The sequence below is a fragment of the Sphingosinithalassobacter tenebrarum genome (genome assembly GCF_011057975.1).
Taxonomy (GTDB): domain Bacteria; phylum Pseudomonadota; class Alphaproteobacteria; order Sphingomonadales; family Sphingomonadaceae; genus Sphingomonas; species Sphingomonas tenebrarum.
Genome location: NZ_CP049109.1, coordinates 178117 through 192359, shown reverse-complemented (window position 1 = coordinate 192359; position 14243 = coordinate 178117). Strand labels below are relative to the sequence as shown.

Annotated in this window: 14 protein-coding genes; 7 read left to right on the top strand and 7 right to left on the bottom strand. The window is 64.7% G+C overall.

Features of this window, described 5'->3' with window-relative positions; genetic code table 11:
• Positions 1-6: 6 nt before the first annotated feature.
• Positions 7-1554, bottom strand: a complete 1548-nt coding sequence (locus G5C33_RS00990; protein ID WP_165325505.1) for a DUF389 domain-containing protein — start codon at positions 1552-1554, stop codon at positions 7-9.
• A 114-nt stretch (positions 1555-1668) separates the two neighbouring features.
• Here G5C33_RS00990 and nhaA point away from each other — a divergent pair, with 114 nt between their 5' ends.
• A complete protein-coding gene (gene nhaA, locus G5C33_RS00985; RefSeq protein WP_165325504.1) occupies positions 1669-2952 on the top strand; it encodes a Na+/H+ antiporter NhaA in 1284 nt (427 codons plus the stop codon).
• Positions 2952-3956 (top strand): histone deacetylase family protein, encoded by a 1005-nt coding sequence (locus G5C33_RS00980; RefSeq protein ID WP_165325503.1) that lies wholly within the window; start codon positions 2952-2954, stop codon positions 3954-3956. Before nhaA ends, G5C33_RS00980 begins: the two co-directional genes overlap by 1 nt.
• Here G5C33_RS00980 and G5C33_RS00975 read toward each other — a convergent pair.
• Entirely contained in the window at positions 3953-5140 is a 1188-nt protein-coding gene (locus G5C33_RS00975) for an MFS transporter (protein ID WP_165325502.1), read from the bottom strand. The two genes, G5C33_RS00980 and G5C33_RS00975, sit on opposite strands and share 4 nt — an antisense overlap.
• A gap of 227 nt (positions 5141-5367) precedes the next feature.
• Between G5C33_RS00975 and G5C33_RS00970 the strand changes: the two genes are divergently transcribed.
• A complete protein-coding gene (locus tag G5C33_RS00970; protein ID WP_165325501.1) occupies positions 5368-6036 on the top strand; it encodes a DUF433 domain-containing protein in 669 nt (222 codons plus the stop codon).
• Between the two features lie 14 nt (positions 6037-6050).
• A complete protein-coding gene (locus tag G5C33_RS19510) occupies positions 6051-6434 on the top strand; it encodes a DUF5615 family PIN-like protein (protein ID WP_165325500.1) in 384 nt (127 codons plus the stop codon).
• 75 nt (positions 6435-6509) lie between these two features.
• Here the strand turns inward: G5C33_RS19510 and G5C33_RS00960 are convergent, their stop codons facing one another.
• The 4 genes from G5C33_RS00960 to G5C33_RS00945 all read right to left on the bottom strand — a co-directional run bounded on the left by G5C33_RS00960 (position 6510) and on the right by G5C33_RS00945 (position 10222).
• Positions 6510-7439, bottom strand: a complete 930-nt coding sequence (locus G5C33_RS00960) for an electron transfer flavoprotein subunit alpha/FixB family protein (RefSeq protein WP_165325499.1) — start codon at positions 7437-7439, stop codon at positions 6510-6512.
• A 129-nt stretch (positions 7440-7568) separates the two neighbouring features.
• On the bottom strand, positions 7569-8315 hold the full coding sequence (locus G5C33_RS00955; RefSeq protein ID WP_165325498.1) for an electron transfer flavoprotein subunit beta/FixA family protein: 747 nt from the start codon (positions 8313-8315) through the stop codon (positions 7569-7571).
• Positions 8316-8568: 253 nt separating this feature from the next.
• On the bottom strand, positions 8569-9768 hold the full coding sequence (sucC, locus tag G5C33_RS00950; protein WP_165325497.1) for an ADP-forming succinate--CoA ligase subunit beta: 1200 nt from the start codon (positions 9766-9768) through the stop codon (positions 8569-8571).
• 118 nt (positions 9769-9886) lie between these two features.
• The gene (locus G5C33_RS00945; protein WP_228275149.1) at positions 9887-10222 is read right to left on the bottom strand and encodes a hypothetical protein; all 336 of its coding nucleotides are present in this window, start codon (positions 10220-10222) and stop codon (positions 9887-9889) included.
• A gap of 90 nt (positions 10223-10312) precedes the next feature.
• Here G5C33_RS00945 and G5C33_RS00940 point away from each other — a divergent pair, with 90 nt between their 5' ends.
• A complete protein-coding gene (locus tag G5C33_RS00940) occupies positions 10313-10810 on the top strand; it encodes a sterol desaturase family protein (protein ID WP_165325496.1) in 498 nt (165 codons plus the stop codon).
• Positions 10811-10983: 173 nt separating this feature from the next.
• On the opposite strand, the gene G5C33_RS00935 is transcribed toward G5C33_RS00940, so the two are convergent.
• Positions 10984-11919 (bottom strand): ribose-phosphate pyrophosphokinase, encoded by a 936-nt coding sequence (locus tag G5C33_RS00935; protein WP_165325495.1) that lies wholly within the window; start codon positions 11917-11919, stop codon positions 10984-10986.
• Positions 11920-12023: 104 nt separating this feature from the next.
• Between G5C33_RS00935 and gltX the strand changes: the two genes are divergently transcribed.
• Together gltX and G5C33_RS00925 are read left to right on the top strand one after the other, a co-directional pair.
• Positions 12024-13367, top strand: coding sequence for a glutamate--tRNA ligase (gene gltX / locus G5C33_RS00930; RefSeq protein WP_165325494.1), 1344 nt, complete (start codon positions 12024-12026; stop codon positions 13365-13367).
• A gap of 136 nt (positions 13368-13503) precedes the next feature.
• Entirely contained in the window at positions 13504-14238 is a 735-nt protein-coding gene (locus tag G5C33_RS00925) for an energy transducer TonB (protein WP_228275148.1), read from the top strand.
• The last annotated feature ends 5 nt before the right edge of the window (positions 14239-14243 follow it).

Here is a 14243-nt window from a genome sequence, read left to right as displayed (position 1 = left end):
CCCGCGTTACGGGCGCGCGGCCTCGCTTGGTGCGAGCCATTCGAGGCGGACCGCGCCGTCGCGGCCGGGCGTACCGTCGCGGTCGAGCGCGGTGATGCCGGCCTGACGCAGCGATTCGATCACCTGCGCGACGCGGTCGGCGCGGCCCGATACGCCAAGCGGCACGTTGAGCCGCCGCGATCCCCAGGCGGCGATCGCGATCGCCTGCCGCCCTTCGGCATCGGGCGCGGCCGGAGTCGCCTCGCCCGCCTCGTTGATGCTCGCGTCGCCGAAGGTGACTTGCGGCAGCGGCGCCGCGGGCGGAATCAGCACCACGGTCCAGTCGTTGGTCGCTGCCGCGGCCACGCGCTGCTCGAGCGCATAATAGGCCGCGAGCGTCGCACCGGGCAGCGGTGCGGCAGTCACTACCGCGCGCTGATGATCGCGATCGAGCAGCACGGCATTCTGTTCGACGCCGGCGACGAGCGCGAGCTGTTCGGCGGTACGCGTCGCGAGCCGGTCGGCGGCGAGCGCGCGGGCACTGGCCTGCGCCGAGGCGAGCTGCTGGGCTTCGGCCTGCGCGCTGGTGCTCACCCGATATTGTTCGAGCGTGACGTCGACCGGACGATCGAGCAGGCGACTCAGCGTCGCTTCGGAATCGGTTTCGGCGTCGGACTGGAATTCCGGCGTCAGGATCGTCGCCGTCGCGGTGATCGGATCGGTACGGAAATCGACATCGACCTGATCGACGCGGGCGTCGTTTTCGAACTGGCTGGTGATGACGTCGCGGATCTGGCGCGAGGCATTGGTTTCCCACGCAATCTGGCCGAGCGTGAGCCCCAGCGGGATGGCGAAAGCGATCAGGATCGCCACGACCACCACCGTCTGCAGCACGGTATGCTGCGGCGAAAGATGCGTGCCGAAGCCGTAGAAGCGCGCTACCACTGCCGCCGCCACCGCGATCGTCATCAGGTTGGTGACGAATAGCAGCGTCGAACCACCGAGCACCGTCCAGTTCATCGTCGCAAGGCCGAACCCCATCACCGCGAGCGGCGGCATCAGGGCGGTGGCGATCGCGACGCCGACGATCGTCCCCTCGCGCCCGCGCACCATCGCATAGGCACCGGCAAGCGCGGAGAAGAGCGCGACGCCGAGATCGAACAGAGTCGGTCGCGTCCGCGCGGCGATTTCGGGCGTGACATTCTGAAGCGGCGAGAACAGCACGATGATCGCCGTGAACAGCACCGCGATCACTGATCCCACCAGCAGCGCGAAGGTCGACGCGCGAATCTCCGCCCAGTCGAATGTCGCCAGGCCGAAGCCCAGCCCCATGATCGGCCCCATTAGCGGCGAGAGCAGCATCGCCCCGATCACCACCGGCGCCGAGGATTGCAGCAGCCCGAGCACCGCTATCCCCGCTGACATCAGGATCATGAAGGCGTAGCGCGCGCTCCAGAGGCTCTCGCCACGCACCTTCTCGACGACGCGGACATGCTCGATCGACGCGACGATGTTCGCGCGCCACCAGTCGAGCAGCGGATTGTGACGAAGGCCGGTACCGGCATGCGCTTCCATATGCAGAGGCTTAGGGGCAGTTTCGGGGGGCGGCAATGGCGGTAATGCTTTGCGTTCGCGGCTGCAGCAGATAGGAAAGGACCGCTGCACCGGTGCTGCGTAAAAGGGAGACTCATGGCCAAACCGACCCCACAGAAGAGCCGCTCGGCACTGCGCGATTTTCTGACCAGCGAGGCGGCAGGCGGAATCATCCTGATCCTCGCCGCGGCGCTGGCGATGGTGGTCGCCAACATACCCGATATTTCGGAGGCCTATTTCCACTTCCTGCATTGGGGGAAGGAGACCGGCATCGTCATCTCCTCGCATCACGGGCCGATGACCGCGCATCTGTGGATCAACGACGGATTGATGGCCATCTTCTTCCTGCTCGTCGGGCTCGAAATCAAACGCGAATTCGTCGACGGGCGGCTGGCGAGCTGGGAACGGCGGCGGCTGCCGGTGGTCGCGGCGGCGGCGGGCATGGTGGTGCCGGCGGTGATCTATCTCGCCGTCACTTCGACCAGCCCGGTCGACGTCCATGCCGGCTGGGCGGTTCCGGCGGCGACCGACATCGCCTTCGCCATCGGCGTGCTGGCGATTCTCGGGCGCCACGCACCGACATCGCTCAAGCTGTTCCTCACCACCGTCGCGATCGTCGACGATATGGGCGCCGTCGCGATCATCGCGCTCGCCTATACCGCGCATATCAACACGCTGGCGCTGCTCGGCGCGGCGTTCATCCTCGCGGTGATGTACGTCCTCAACCGCAGCGGCGTGCGGCATTTGTGGATCTATCTGCTGCTTGCCGCCGTGCTCTGGTATTTCGTCTTCCTGTCGGGCGTGCATGCGACGATCGCGGGTGTCCTGGCGGCGATGATGATTCCGATCACCAAATCGCCCGGCCATCCCGATGACGTCGATTCGCCGCTGCACAGGCTCGAACACGGCATCGCGCCCTGGTCGAACTTCCTGATCGTGCCGCTGTTCGGCTTCGCCAATGCCGGCGTTTCGCTCGCGGGGCTCGGCCCCGAAGTGCTGCTGCTGCCGCTGCCGCTCGGCATCGCCGCTGGTCTGTTCCTCGGCAAGCAATTCGGCATTTTCGGCAGCATCTGGCTGGCCAACAAGACCGGCTTTGCCGCCAAACCCGGCGGCTGCACCTGGGCGCAGGTCTATGGCGTGTCGATGCTCGCCGGGATCGGTTTCACGATGAGTCTGTTCATCGGCGGGCTCGCTTTCCCCGGTCAGGAATTGCTCGTCGACGAAGTGAAGATCGGGGTGCTGTGCGGCTCGATCCTGTCGGCGGTCTTCGGCTTCCTGCTGCTGCGCTTCGCACCCAGCCCGCGCAAGGTGGCCAGGGTGCGCAAGGAAAAGCGCGGTGGGCGCACACCGGCGGAATACAAGGCGCTGGTCGACGGCTGATGCGCGGCTATTTCGACCGGCGCCAGCTTGCCCATGCGCCCGAGCGCGAGCTGCACAATGGCGGCTATATGGCCTATGCCGAAAGCCCCGCGCGGGCCGAGGCGGTGGCGGCCGCGCTGCCGGAGCTGGAGGCGCCGGAGGATCGCGGCGAGGGGCCGATCCTGGCGGTGCATGACGCGGGCTATGTCGATTTTCTCAAGCGCGTCCCGCGGCTATGGGCCGATGCGGGGCGCGAAGGCGATGCCACCGGCTATGTCTGGCCGGTGGTGGGGAGGCGCCCGCTCAATCTGTCGCGTGTCGATGCGCTGATCGGACAGCACAGCTTCGATGCGTCGACGCCGGTCACGGCGGATAGCTGGAGCAGCGCTTACTGGGCGAGCCAAAGCGCGCTCGCCGCGACGGACGCGGTACTGAATGGCGAGCGCGCCGCCTTCGCGCTGTGCCGCCCGCCCGGCCATCATGCCGGGGCCGATTATTGCGGCGGCTATTGCTATCTCAACCACGCCGCGGTCGCCGCGCAGGCGGCGCGTGATGCGGGCAAGGCGCGCGTGGCGATCCTCGACATCGACTATCATCATGGCAACGGCACGCAGGATATTTTCGCCGACCGGGCCGATGTCTTCTACGCCTCGATCCATGCCGATCCGACGACCGACTATCCCTTTTTCTGGGGCCACGCCGACGAGCGTGGCCATAGCGCGGGGGAAGGCGCGACGCTGAACCTGCCGCTGCCGCGCGGCACGACGCTCGCCCCCTATCGCGCGGCGCTGCAACAGGCGCTCGATGCAGTTGCGGCATTTTCACCGGAGCTGCTGGTCGTCAGTCTGGGCGTCGATACCTATGCCGGGGACGCCATCTCCTTCTTCGGGATCGAGACGGCCGATTATGCCGTGCTGGCGCGCGATATCGCCGCGCGCGGCTGGCCGACCGCTATCCTGATGGAAGGCGGCTATACGATCGATGCGATCGGCGCCAATGTGTCGCGCTTTCTCAGCGGCTTCTAGCGGCGTCGCCGCTCCAGGCCGTAGGCGATTGCCCAGATCGCAAGCCCGCCGAGCGCGAGGCTGCTGCCGACGAGCCCCGTGGCCGGAAAACCCCAGCCCGCGGCGATCGCCATCCCGCCGAGCAGCGGGCCGATCGCATTGGCGGTGTTGAACGCCGAATGATTGAGCGCGGCGGCGAGCCCCTGACCGTCGCGAGCGACATCCATCAGCCGCGTCTGGAGCACTGGCCCGAGCGCGCCGCCCCAGCCGATCGCGAAGACGGTGATGCAAAGCGTCCAGACATTGCCCGCCGTGACGCTGTAGAGCGCGAGGACGCAGGCGCTCCAGAGGAGCAGGATACCCGCTGAGGGCAACACCGCGCGATCGGCGAAGCGCGGGACGACGATATTCCCCGCCGTCATGCCGAGCCCGAAGATCGCGAGCACCACCGGGATCCACCCGTCCGACACCTGAGTCACTTCGAGCAGCGTCGATGCGACATAAGTATAGACGCAGAACATGCCGCCAAAGCCGATCGCGCCGACGCCGAGCGTCAGCCACACCTGGCCGTGCTTGAGCGCGTCGAGTTCCTTGGCCGGGCTGGCATCGGGATCGGCGGGGACGCGCGGCGCTACGGCGAATACGGTCGCGGCGGTCGCCGTGGCGAGCGCGGCGACGACGGCGAAGCCCCAGCGCCACCCTGCCGCCTGCCCCAGCCAGTTGGCGAGCGGCACGCCGATGACGGTGGCGACGGTGAGCCCGAGCAGCACGCGCGCCACGGCCTGGGTGCGCTGTGCCTGCGGGACAAGCGAGGCCGCGACGAGCGAGGCGACACCGAAATAGGCGCCGTGCGGCAGGCCGCTGACAAAGCGGAAGACCAGCATCGAGGTATAGTCCGGGGCGAGGGCGCTCAGCCCGTTGGCGAGCGCGAACACCGCCATCAGCAGCACCAGCAGCCGGCGACGCGGCATCTTCGCCCCGATCACCGCGAGCAACGGCGCGCCGACGACGACGCCCGCCGCATAAGCGCTGATGACATGGCCCGCGGTCGGTTCGTCGATGCCGAGATCGGCCGCGAAATAGGGCAGCAGGCTCATCGTCGCGAATTCGGTCGTCCCGATCGCGAACCCGCCCATCGCGAGCGCGAAATGGATCAGGGCAACGGGGTAGCGATGCTGGGAGGCGCTTTGGGGGGAGCTTGGCATCGACGCCAAGTGGCTATGCTGCGGTGCAGCGTCAAGCTGCTTGAACCGCTGAGCGTCGGATCACACTTTAGGCGATAAGGTGTGAGGTGCATCCACTGTCGTAGACAGGAGGGCATGCAGGTAAATGTCTTTTGAGGATTGGCCTAAATTCGTTTGGCGTACGTTAATCCCATCGCCATCAGCACGACCCTACATACCATTTGCACAATATTGAGATGGAATATAACGTGAATCACGAAAAACGAGGGGGGAAAGCGGTGAATGCTACAAGCGCAGTTCTGCGCGCGTTCAGCGTGGACCATGCCGCTCGCGTAACCGGCCTTTCGAAATCACGCCTTACGCGCTGGGACAAGCTCGGTCTGTTCTCTCCTGAACATCTTGATGATGAGGACAGAGGCAACCCCTATAGTCGCGTCTATTCCTTCCGTGACCTCGTGGGTCTACGAACGCTAAAAATTCTCACGGATAAGTTTGGTGTTCCTCTTAGAGAGCTTCAAAAAGCAGCGGCAGAACTCGAGAAACGCTCGGACCGGCCATGGGAACAAATTCCTCTGGCAGTACTCAAACGCAAGGTGGTGTTTGACCTATACACCGCTCCGCGTGACGCAGACGGACAATCGGTACTGAAACACATCCCACTTCCGGCCATTGTCGAAGAGGTCACGCAAGAGGCGAATAATCTTCGCGATCGTGATGTTGCGAAAGTCGGACAAATCGAACGTCGCCGCTATGTGGCTCACAACGCATATGTGATTGCAGGAACACGTATACCAACAAGCGCTATCGAAAGTTTCATCGAAGAGAATTATACCGACGCAGAAATCGTCGCAGAATATCCATCAATCACAATATCTGACGTGGCTGCGGTGCGAAACAAAATGAAGGCGGTTGCCTGACTGCCCGGCAAAAATTGACCTTCTTCGCTGACGAATGTGTGGCGGAGTCAGTTTCGCGCTTTCTTGAGAAGCGTGGGCATACAGTAATTCGGGCAAAAGACACGGTCCCTGAAGGGACCCAAGACCCGATTGTCGCAAAGGTTGCGAATGACCTTGAGGCCATCCTACTCACAGATGACGCAGATTTTAAGGCCATTATCGCCCGTAGACCGGATGGGCAAAGGGCCCGCTTTCGTAGGCTCAGCCGCGTAGGGATCGGGTGTAAACACGCGCAAGCCGTCACGCGCATTGCGGCGTCAATCGACCTTATAGAATTTGAATTTCAGCAGGCTCAATCTCGACCTGATAAGCGCGTAATTATCGAAGTGAAAACTAATTTGATTAGGATTCTTCGCTAGAAATAAAGTTAACAAAAGGGGCGGCCGCACCGGGAAGGTGCGCCGCCCCTTGTTCCTCGAGAGTCACGCCGCAGCTCAGAGCTTGTCGGTCATCTCCGGCACGGCCTTGAACAGGTCCGCGACGAGGCCGAGATCGGCGACCTGGAAGATCGGCGCGTCTTCGTCCTTGTTGATCGCGACGATCGTCTTCGAATCCTTCATGCCGGCGAGATGCTGGATCGCACCCGAAATGCCGATCGCGATATAGACTTCCGGGGCGACGATCTTGCCGGTCTGGCCGACCTGATAGTCGTTGGGGACATAGCCGGCATCGACCGCGGCGCGCGAAGCACCGACCGCGGCGCCGAGCTTGTCGGCGAGCGGTTCGATGATTTCCTTGAAATTCTCGCCATTCTGCAGCGCGCGGCCGCCCGAAACGACGATCTTGGCGCTGGTCAGCTCGGGGCGTTCGCTTTCGGCGATCTCGGCGCCGACGAAGCTCGAAATGCCCTTGTCGCCTTCGCTCGACACGGCTTCGACCGTGCCCGAACCGCCTTCGGCAGCGGCCTTGTCGAACGCCGTACCGCGCACGGTGATCACCTTCTTGGCGTCCTTGGTCTGGACGGTGGCGATCGCGTTGCCGGCATAGATCGGGCGCGTGAACGTGTCTTCGCTCTCGACCGAGAGGATGTCCGAAATCTGCATCACGTCGAGCAGCGCGGCGACGCGCGGCGCGATATTCTTGCCGGTGGTGGTCGCGGGCGCGATGAACGCGTCGTGATGATCCATCAGCGATGCGATCAGCGGCGCGACATTTTCGGCCAGCGCGTTTTCATAGGCCGCGTCGTCGGCGACATGGACCTTGCCCACGCCGGCGATCTTGGCAGCGGCATCGGCGACGGCCGAGCAGCCTGACCCCGCGACCAGCAGATGCACTTCACCGAGCTTCGAAGCCGCGGTGACGGCGGCGAGCGTCGCATCCTTGAGCGATGCGTTGTCGTGTTCGACCCAAACCAGAGTCTTCATGTTACGAAACCTCTCTGTTCCGTTGGGGCTGAGCCTGTCGAAGCCCCGTAATTTCTATCGCCGCCTTCGGGTGAGAAGAACGGCCCTTCGACAAGCTCAGGGCCAACGGCGGAATGGACAGGAGCCGCGTTACGCGACACCCATTTCCTTGAGCTTGGCGACCAAAGTGTCGACGTCGGGCACCTTGATGCCGGCTTCGCGCTTGGGCGGCTCGGTGACCTTGAGCGTCGTCAGGCGCGGCGCGGTGTCGACGCCGTAATCGGCGGGCGTCTTGTTCGCGAGCGGCTTGCTCTTGGCCTTCATGATGTTCGGCAGCGAAGCGTAGCGCGGCTCGTTGAGGCGAAGATCGGTGGTGACGATCGCCGGCAGCTTGAGGCTGACGGTTTCGAGACCGCCATCGACTTCGCGCGTCACCTTGGCGGCGCCGTCGGCGATTTCGACCTTGCTGGCGAATGTGCCCTGACCCCAGCCGAGCAGCGCCGCGAGCATCTGGCCGGTCTGGTTGTTGTCGTCGTCGATCGCCTGCTTGCCGAGGATCACCATTTCGGGCGATTCCTCTTCGACGATCTTGGCGAGGATCTTGGCGACGCCGAGCGGCTCGACCTTATCCTCTGCAGTCACCAGGATCGCGCGGTCGGCGCCCATAGCGAGCGCGGTGCGCAGCGTTTCCTGCGCCTTGGCCTCGCCGATCGACACGGCGACGATTTCGGTGACGGTGCCCGCTTCCTTGAGGCGGATCGCCTCTTCGACGGCGATTTCGTCGAACGGGTTCATCGACATCTTGACGTTGGCGAGGTCGACGCCGCTGCCGTCCGCCTTGACGCGGGGCTTTACGTTATAGTCAAGCACGCGCTTGACCGGCACGATAACCTTCATGTGCTTCCTTCCTATGCTCCGATCCGTTTCCGGGGAACGCGGGTCGAATATCACTGTCTTCTCCCGCCGGTGGGAGAAGCATGGCGTAGCTTGCCGGCGTGCCGGCTAGCGGAGCTGGATGCGGGTGGAGCGAGCCTCCGGCCCGCGCGATCGCATTGACCGCTTCCCCCTCATCCAGCTGCGACTAGGGGCCGGCTGACGCCGACCCAAGTCTTCGCAACTCTCTCCCCGGGAAGGGAGAGGGTGACGCGGGTCAGGCGGCCTTCTGAACCTCGGCGACGATCTTCTGGGCGGCGTCGCCCAGATCGTTTGCCGGAACGATCGGAAGGCCCGAATTGGCGAGGATGTCCTTGCCCTGCTGGACATTGGTTCCCTCGAGGCGAACGACCAGCGGCACCGAAAGGTTCACTTCCTTCGCCGCGGCGATGATGCCCTCGGCGATGACGTCGCACTTCATGATGCCGCCGAAGATGTTGACGAGAATGCCCTTCACCGCCGGATCGCTGAGGATGATCTTGAACGCCGCGGTCACCTTCTCGGTGTTGGCGCCGCCGCCGACGTCGAGGAAGTTCGCCGGGAACATGCCATTGAGCTTGATGATGTCCATCGTCGCCATCGCCAGGCCCGCGCCGTTGACCATGCAGCCGATATCGCCGTCGAGCTTGATGTAGGCGAGGTCGTATTTCGACGCTTCGATTTCGGCGGGATCTTCCTCGGTAAGGTCGCGCAGCTCGGCGAGATCCTTGTGACGGAACATCGCATTCGAATCGAAGCCGACCTTGGCGTCGAGCACCATCAGCTGCTTGTCGCCGGTGATGGCGAGCGGATTGATTTCGATCTGCGCGGCATCAGTGCCGAGGAACGCGGCATAGAGCGTGCTCGCGACCTTTTGCGCCTGCTTGGCGAGATCGCCGTCGAGTTCCAGCGCGGCGGCGACGGCGCGGCCGTGATGCGGCATGAAGCCGGTCGCGGGATCGACGTCGATCGTGTGGATCTTCTCGGGAGTCGAATGCGCGACTTCCTCGATGTCCATGCCGCCTTCGGTCGATGCGACAAAGGCGACGCGGCCGGTGGCGCGATCGACCAGCAGCGCGAGATAGAATTCCTTCTCGATGTCGACGCCGTCGGTGACGTAGAGGCGCTGCACCTGCTTGCCCGCGTCGCCCGTCTGGACGGTGACGAGCGTGTTGCCGAGCATTTCATGCGCCGCTTCGCGTACTTCCTGCTCTGTCTTGGCGAGGCGGACGCCGCCCTTGGCTTCGGGCGGCAGTTCCTTGAACTTGCCCTTGCCGCGGCCGCCGGCATGAATCTGCGCCTTCACGACATAAAGCGGCCCGGGCAGCTTGCCCATTGCCTCGACGGCTTCCTCGACGCTCATCGCCGCATAGCCGGCGGGCACGGGGACCCCGAATTTCGCAAGCAGTTCCTTGGCCTGATATTCGTGAATGTTCATCGCAAGCCCGCCTTATCTGTGATGGGTGTCTACTGATGGGTTTTCGCGCCCGCCTAAAGCACAGCATTGCGTGCGAATCCACCTCTTTCGATTTAATTGCGAGTGCGAGGCGTTCGCATTAAATCCCGTCAATCACCGCGCCCAGTGCGCATTGCGTCAGCGCTCTCGCGGAAACGCGTACGATCTGCGGATCGTCGAGCGCGCGCATTCGCCGTTCCAGCGTCTCGCGGTCGTCGGTATCGCCAGCGCGTTGCAGATCGGCCAGCTGGCGAAGCTGATCGATGCTCAGTGCGTCGGCCATATGCTCGGCGGCGCAGGCAGCGACTTCGGGGGAGAGGCCCGAGCGTTCCAGCCCGGCGCGAAGCCGGGCCTCCGGCCCGCGCCACAGCAGCACCGTTCCGATCACGGCGGCGACGAGCAGGGCGAGCAGCAACAGCAGAACGGGTTTGCGCATCGGCAAAGACTGGCACGCCGCCGCGCAGAACCGCAAGCGCCGTGCAACTGACTCGTGGCGAAAGCCCGTTGAATGGCGTAAGGCGCCGCCATGTCGCTTGCGTTCCACATCCTGCTGTTCTTCGCGACCGTGATCTTCATGGAAGGCTTCGCCTATGTCGCGCATCGCTGGGTGATGCACGGGCCGGGCTGGTTTCTGCACGAAAGCCATCACCGCCCGCGCACCGGCGCATTCGAATGGAACGATCTCTATGCCGCGATCTTCGCGGTGCCGTCCTTCGTGCTGCTGCTCGGCGGGGTCCAGCTGGGCTGGTGGCCGGGTTTCGCGTGGATCGGCGCGGGGATTGCCGCGTACGGCGCGATCTATTTCGGCTTTCACGACGTGATCGTGCATCGCCGCGTGGGGCACCGCTATGTGCCGCGCTCACGCTATATGAAGCGGATCATCCAGGCGCATCGGTTGCACCATGTAGTCGAGGCGAAGCACGGCACGGTGAGCTTTGGCTTTCTCTGGGCGCCGCGACCCGAGGTGCTCAAGGCGCAGTTGGCACGGCGGGGCAAGGCCGGGATTCGGGCGGCGAAGGGCTGACCCTTCCCGTCACCCCGAACTTATCGGGCACTTATCCCCCTTCGCGCATGTGGGATCGAACTTATTCCTCCCCCGGCAGGGGAAGGATGGGGTCTGCGCCCGGTCACCGTTCGCGGCACGTTGGGTGCTGAACCAAGTTCAGCATGACGGGTGCGGTGGATTGGCGTCGCGACTCAGTCGAACAGGCTCGACACGCTCGATTCGTCGGCGATGCGGCGGATCGCCTCGGCGATCAGCGGCGCGATGGTCAGGTGGCGGATGTGCGGGCTGTCGGCGATCACCGCATGGTTGCCGATCGAATCGGTGATGATCAGTTCCTTGAGCACCGACGATTCGACGCGGCTCACCGCGCCCCCCGAAAGCACGCCGTGGGTACAATAGGCGACGACGTCTTCCGCCCCGGCTTCCTTCAGCGCGGCGGCGGCGTTGCACAGGGTTCCGGCCGAATCGACGATATCGTCGATCAGGATGCAGAAGCGCCCCGAAACATCGCCGATGATGTTCATCACTTCGGATTCACCGGCGCGCTCGCGCCGCTTGTCGACGATGGCGAGCGGGGCATTGTCGAGCCGCTTGGCGAGCGCGCGGGCGCGGACCACGCCGCCGACGTCGGGCGACACGACCATCCAGTCCTTGCCCATGTAGCGCGACTTGACGTCGGCCGACATCACCGGCGCGGCGAAGAGATTGTCGGTCGGAATGTCGAAGAAGCCCTGGATCTGTCCGGCATGCAAATCGACCGAAAGCACGCGGTCGGCGCCCGCCTTGGTCACCAGATTGGCGACCAGCTTGGCCGAGATCGGCGTGCGCGGCCCGGGCTTCCGGTCCTGGCGGGCATAGCCGAAATAGGGGAGCACGGCAGTGATGCGGCGGGCCGACGCGCGCTTGAGCGCATCGACCATGATCAGCAGTTCCATCAGATTGTCATTCGCCGGATAGCTGGTCGACTGAATGACGAACACGTCCTCGCCGCGGACATTCTCGAGAACCTCGACAAATATTTCCTCGTCGGCGAAGCGGCGGACATTGGCTTCGGTCAGCGGGATTTCGAGATAGCCCGAAATCGCCTGGGCGAGGGGAAGGTTCGAATTGCCGGCGATCAGCTTCATGCGCGGGTCCCGTAAAGGCCAAGGCTATCCCGCTCCTTAAGAGCGGGAGGCGGAATGAGCAAAGGGGCATTGCCGCCCCGTTGCGGGCTCCCTAGAGCGGCGCGATGACCGTCACAACCCGCTTTGCGCCGAGCCCGACCGGGCTGTTGCATGTCGGCAACTTGCGCACCGCGCTGCATAACTGGCTGTTCGCGCGCTCGCAGGGGGGCCGTTTCCTGCTGCGCATCGACGATACCGACCGCGAGCGTTCGCGTGAGGAATATGTCGATGCGGCACGCGCCGACCTTGCCTGGATGGGAATCGTGCCCGATGGCGAGGCGCGCCAGTCGGAACGTTTCGATCGCTATGAAGCGCGGTTCGCCGAGCTGGTGTCGGCGGGGCGCGTCTATCCCGCATATGAAACGCCCGAGGAGCTCGACTTGCGGCGCAAGGTCTTGCTCGGACGTGGACTGCCGCCGGTGTATGACCGTGCGGCGCTCAAGCTCAGTGACGAACAGCGCGCGGCGTACGAAGCCGAGGGGCGGACGCCGCACTGGCGATTCAAGCTTGCGCATGACGCGCCCATCATCTGGGACGATCGGGTGCGCGGCTTCCAGAAATTCGATCCCGCGGCGCTGAGCGATCCGGTGATCCGGCGCGGCGACGGCAGCTGGCTCTATCTGCTGCCCTCGGTGATCGACGATATCGAGATGGGCATCACGCATGTCGTGCGCGGCGAGGACCATGTTTCGAACACCGCCGCGCAGATCCAGATGTTCGAGGCGCTGGGCGCGACGCCGCCGGTCTTCGCGCATGCCGCGCTGCTTACGGGGAGCGAAGGCAAGCTTTCGAAGCGGCTGGGGTCGCTCGGCGTGTCGCATTTCCGCGAGGAGGGGATCGAGCCGCAGGCGCTGGTCGCGCTGCTCGCGCGGCTGGGCACGTCCGATGCGGTCGAGCCCTTCGCCGATCCCGCGCCGCTGATCCAATCGTTCAGCTTCTCGCGCTTCGGGCGCGCCCCGGCGCGGTTCGACGAAGGCGAACTGGCGGCGCTCAATGCGCGGATCGTGCATCAACTGCCGTTCGATGCGGTCGCCGACCGGCTGCCCGAGGGTGTCGATGCCACGGCATGGGAAGCGGTGCGCCCCAATCTCGCCAAGGTGAGCGAGGCGCAGGACTGGTGGCAGGTCATCGAAGGGCCGATCACGAAGCCCGGGCTTTCCGACGAGGATCGGGACTTTCTGGCAATGGCGGTGCAGGCTGCCGAGGCGATCGACTGGTCCGGGACACCCTGGCAGGCGCTCACCGGCGCGCTCAAGGCGCAGACCGGGCGCAAGGGCAAGCCGCTGTTCCTGCCGCTGCGCCAGGCGCTTACCGGGCGCGATCACGGCCCGGAAATGGCAGCGCTTCTGCCGCTGATCGGGCGCGCACGCGCCGTTGCGCGCCTGCGCGCGGCGGCGGCTTCGGCCTGAGACTATTCGATTGGCGAACGGTCCCGGAAGCGCTGCGAAAATGGCGCCGGGTATGATACTTTACAACATCTCGTGATGATGTATCATCTCTAAATGGCCGGGAGGAGAGCCCGGTCGAGGAGATGGAGGCCGGACCATGATTGCCGATCGTTCCAGAATTTCGCCCGGCTCGCGCGCAGCGAGTTTTTCCGCCGCCCTTGCGATCAACGGACTGATGATCCTGGGCATGATCTACGCCGCGCCGCAGATCGGCATCCTGCCGCCGAAGGGCGCGATCGAGACCTATAACGTGCCGAAGGACCCGCCGCCCCCGGATCCGATCGAGCAGAAGGTCGAGCCCAGGCCGGACACGCCCGTCGAACAGGTCGTCCAGCCCCCGATCGTAACGCCCGATCCGATCATCCCGGTCGAACCGGTCAATCCGATCCAGGGCACGACACGGATTCCCGTCGAGCTTCCGCCGATCGGACCGATCGACAATATCGGCATCCCCTCTGGCGGCGCTGCAAGCGGCCCAGTCGAGCCCGCGCCGCTGCCGTTGGTCGAGGCGCAGGTCGATCCTCGATATGCAGAGAACCTCCAGCCCGATTATCCCCCGCTCGAGCGGCGCCGCGGCAACGAAGGCGTGGTGGTCGTGCGCGTGCTGATCGGTACCGACGGACGCGTCAGCGAAGTGCGCAAGGTGCGCGCCGACAGCGATGCGTTCTATGAAAAACACCCGACGCCAGGCGCTGACCCGCTGGCGCTTCAAGCCGGCGACGCGCGGCGATGTGCCGCAGGAAAGCTGGAAGACGATGACGGTGCGTTTCACCATCGATCGCTGACCGGTCGCGCGCGGGGCTGGCCCTCGGCTCCGTGCGCGCCTATCTAGCGGGC